Annotated in this window: 3 protein-coding genes; 2 read left to right on the top strand and 1 reads right to left on the bottom strand. The window is 33.3% G+C overall.

Features of this window, described 5'->3' with window-relative positions:
* The first annotated feature begins 160 nt into the window (after positions 1-160).
* On the top strand, positions 161-1,168 hold the full coding sequence (locus tag WBN21_RS13010) for a PorP/SprF family type IX secretion system membrane protein (protein ID WP_424200954.1): 1,008 nt from the start codon (positions 161-163) through the stop codon (positions 1,166-1,168).
* Between the two features lie 112 nt (positions 1,169-1,280).
* On the opposite strand, the gene WBN21_RS13005 is transcribed toward WBN21_RS13010, so the two are convergent.
* Complete coding sequence (locus WBN21_RS13005) at positions 1,281-2,438, bottom strand: VWA domain-containing protein (RefSeq protein WP_424200952.1); 1,158 nt, start codon at positions 2,436-2,438, stop codon at positions 1,281-1,283.
* A gap of 264 nt (positions 2,439-2,702) precedes the next feature.
* Between WBN21_RS13005 and WBN21_RS13000 the strand changes: the two genes are divergently transcribed.
* Positions 2,703-4,129, top strand: a 1,427-nt coding sequence (locus WBN21_RS13000) for a tetratricopeptide repeat protein (RefSeq protein WP_424200950.1), incomplete at its 3' end; no start/stop codon positions are given.

Below are 4,129 nucleotides of genomic sequence, written 5' to 3'. Positions count from 1 at the left end.
ACAAAAATACTAAAAGAAAACTTTAGTTATCCATATATTTGAGTTTTGTTGCCTGTTTTAAAAGGCGGTATAGGTAAAGGCGAGCTTTATCTTTTTTATGTGTAATTTTTTAAGAATCAAGACGTTTGTATTAAACCAAACCTACTTGGTAATAAAGTTTATGAAATTAAAAAATATCATTTTAGTGGCAATTATGGCTGTGTTTTCAAACGTAGCAACATCTCAGGAAGGATTGCCTATTTACACGGATTATTTGACAGATAATTATTATTTAATTCATCCATCTATGGCTGGTATTGCTAACTGTTCAAAAGTTAGATTAACAGCGCGACAACAATGGTTTGGGCAAGATGATGCACCTAAACTTGTGACGCTTAGTGCGAATGGTAGAATAGGAGAATCTCAGTCTGCAATTGGAGGTATTTTATACTCCGATAAAAATGGATATCATTCTCAAAAAGGAGCCACTTTTACATATGCACATCATCTTATGTTTTCTAGGAGTGAAGCCGATTTAAACATGTTATCGTTTGGGTTAAGTGCTGGGTTTATTCAATATCAATTGGATGAAACTACCTTTTTAGATGGGTCTCCAATTCCAGATCCTATTATAGATGGGATTGTTCAAAACGAAACTAATTTTAATGTTGATTTAGGATTTTCATACCATTACCTTGACTTTTATGCTCACGCTACGGTAAAAAATGTTTTAAAAAACTCTGGTGTTAATAAGGATGTTGAAATTACAAGTAACTTAAGACGCTATTTAGTTTCTGTAGGGAGCGTATTTAGTAGATTTGGGAGCGAGTGGAGTTATGAACCTTCTTTAATGTTTCAATATAGAGATTTAACCGAAGAGGCAAGTATCGACTTTAATGGGAAAGTTTACAAAGAAATGGAGTTTGGTAAATTATGGGGTGGCGTGTCTTACAGACAAAGTTTAGATGGTGCGCAATATTTAGATGGAACTACGGTAAATAGCCAAAAACTAAATCAAATAACGGGTATTTTAGGTACTAATTATAACGATTTCATGTTTGCTTACACCTATACCTATCAAACAAATCCTATCGTTTTTACAAGTGGTGGATTTCATCAATTAACACTTGGGTTTAACTTTGGTTGCACACGTGAGAAATATGCTTGTAACTGTCCTGCCGTTAATTAATTATAAGATTCTCATTTTAAAACATATTAAAAAATCCCGCTTTTTGCGGGATTTTTTTGATTTCAGAAAACTTGAGACGTCAGTCTGAGCTTAGATAAAGACATTGAAAAAATTATTTCCAAGTATACTTTTTCTTCTTGGCTTGTTCCTTTATGGCATTTGTCATGGCGTTTTCTAAATTGTCGGTTTGCTCTCTTTTTTGTTTAGAAATGTAAGTTTTACGTTTTTCATTCAACTCATTGATTTCAACCTGAATGGCTTCACGTTCTTTACTTTTTTCGGCAACATAATCTTTAATTTCCGATTTTGTTTTACCCTTTAATTCGGTTGGAAGTTCCTTGTCTTTAATATCTTCAATGGAAACTTCTTCTTGCTCAACCGCATCTACCAAATCCCAACTTTTATTTTTATATAAGTGCGAGCTTTTACTAATGGTTCTTTTTACCGCATTGGCTTTGCTATAGCCACTTGCATTCATGTCTTGTTCTGCTTGAAGTGCCAATTTTTGACTTCCTCTAGTGCCATAAGTAACATAAGTTGTGTTTAATCTTTGGTTCAATATTAAAATGGCATCATCATAAGGAGAAGCTATATGCACCGTTGCTCTATTCTGGTTAATAGCCATGTAATCACCATGTGTTAATTGGGCACCATCTTTCCAATGGCTAGAAACACCTTGATTATAATCGCCACAGAAAATAGTGTTTATAGTCACATCCTTTTCATTAGCGTTTGAAGAGGCGTCTTTGTAATTCACATGACCTTGAGTAAAAGGTTCATTTCCAGCAATGAAAATAAGTTTTAAATCGTCTGCATTTTTGCCCCAATTTAATTGGTTTAAAGAGGTTTGAATAACTTGTCCGCAATATTCCTCGCCACCATTTGTGGTTAACGAAAAGAGTTCTTTAGAGATGTCATCTAAATCATCACTAAAAGCTAAAACTTGCCTGATGTAACCTTCTTTGCCGTTTAATCTATCATTTCCATATTCGTATAAAGCAATTTGTAAATTGGGTTTGTTATTACCACATTTTGCATACGACAATTCGTTTACAATATCCCAAAGTTGCGCTTTAGCTTGGTCGATTAAGCCATCCATACTATTACTGGTGTCTAGCAATAAAGCCACTTTAATAAATTGTTTGTTAGGCTCGTGATGTTCTGTTTTAGGTTCGTTAAACGCCAAGTTTTGTTGTTTGTTTTTTGCGTTGCAGGAAATAAATCCAAATAAAGCGAAACTTAATACGAGTGTTTTAAAATACGTTTTCATGATTTTTTGTTTTTTGATTATTGAACATTTTGTTACACCGTAAAAGTAGTTTCAACATATTTTTTAAAAAAAGGTGAATGAGTAAAATACTTAGTTTAATGAGTAAACCAATCTTATAAGTTCGTAAAGTCTTCCTTTTGGGATAGAAAAGGGGCGTTTATGTAAAATCTACATTTTATTAAACCAAGTAAAGTGCGTAAGTTTAGCTACTAGAAATAAAGAATGAAGTTGGTTATTAAATATTTGTATCTGTTGTGCTTCACCTTGAGTGGTTTGATTGTAAGCGCTCAAAATAATGATGCTGTTTCAAATTCTAGTCCAAAATTTACGGTTCGAGGTTCGGTTGTGGAAAGTGACACCCAAAATCCAATAAAGGATGTTAATATTGAAGTTAATGGCGGCGGATACGCTACTACCAATAGCTTCGGAGAGTTTAGAATTGAAGCAAGAAAAGGTGATGAACTTACAATAAGACATAAAGATTTTGAAACCGTTTTTTATACTATTTTGAGTAATGAACGCATTAAGGTTGAAGTCGAACCAAGTCAAGAAGACAAATTAAAACTATCTAAATTTAAGTCTGTTTCTAGATCTCGAACCGAGTTGTTTAAGCCGTTAATAGATTCCGCAAAAGCCTATTTAAAAAAGGATGCGAAAAAAAGTATTCAGTTTATTGCTGACGCGCTTTCAGAAAGTAATTCTACCAAAGAAAATAGCGAGGCTTATGAAGTTTTAGGCGATATCTATATGTATTGGAAACAGTACGATTTAGCAGTTTCAAATTATAGAATTAGCTTGCAAAACACCAAGGCTAATATAATTTCCTTAAAATTAGCAAAAGCCTACCACCTGAATAAAAACTATCAAGAAAGTTTACAAACCTATAATACTATTGATAAAAACAATTTAACTAATTGGCAATTAACCGTTTTATACGAAGGACTTGGCGATGTTTACCTTTTAACCAAATCTTATAATCTATCAGTTGGTGCTTATGAAGACGGGTTAGCAGTAGCCCAAAAGCATTTAATAACGCCAAAAATAACCGATTTAAACTCGAAAATTGCTCAGGCATTTAACGCCCAAGGTGAAACTCAAAAGGCTCAAGGATTTTTTAATAAATCGATGAAATTGGCTAATAATGAAAACAAAAAACGAGCTGTTGAGGAACAAATTAAAGTGGCTGATTTTAAAAACGAATCCAATAATTATTCAGATGAAATTAAATTAAGAAAAGAGGCTTTAAATACCATTACTGAAATTGAAACAGAAGCTGATTTAGATAATGAAAGTCCGTTAACACCGCAAAAACAAAACTATAAAATCGGGAACGCCTATGCCTCGCAAAGAGATTATGAAAATGCCATTCCGTATCTAGAAAAAAGTATTGAAGCGGCTGGTGGTAAGGCCGATTTGATAGTTCAAAAAGATGCCACCAGAAGGCTTTCTGAAGTGTTTAGAGATGCTGGGCAATTTGATAAAGCATTATTGGCCTATCAAGATTATGTGGATTTGGTTGATAAATTATATTCTAAAAAAGAACAAGAAATATCCCAGGCTGCCAGGTTTAGTAAAGATATTGTGAGTAAACAAAACCGTATTTCGAGCTTAGAAAGTGATAGGGAACTTTCCGAGAGTAAATATCAATTATCGGAAGAACAAGCAAAACGCCAAAAACTGATAATTTATTC

It is taken from the genome of Algibacter sp. (genome assembly GCF_049667265.1).
In the GTDB taxonomy this organism is placed as follows: domain Bacteria; phylum Bacteroidota; class Bacteroidia; order Flavobacteriales; family Flavobacteriaceae; genus Algibacter_B.
This window is presented reverse-complemented; position numbering and strand designations above follow the sequence as displayed.

What these genes read in the sequence shown, in the direction of transcription:
- WBN21_RS13010 (WP_424200954.1), top strand. Translation starts at nt 161, where the DNA reads ATGAAATTAAAAAATATCATTTTAGTGGCAATTATGGCTGTGTTTTCA.
- WBN21_RS13005 (WP_424200952.1), bottom strand. Translation starts at nt 2,438, where the DNA reads ATGAAAACGTATTTTAAAACACTCGTATTAAGTTTCGCTTTATTTGGA.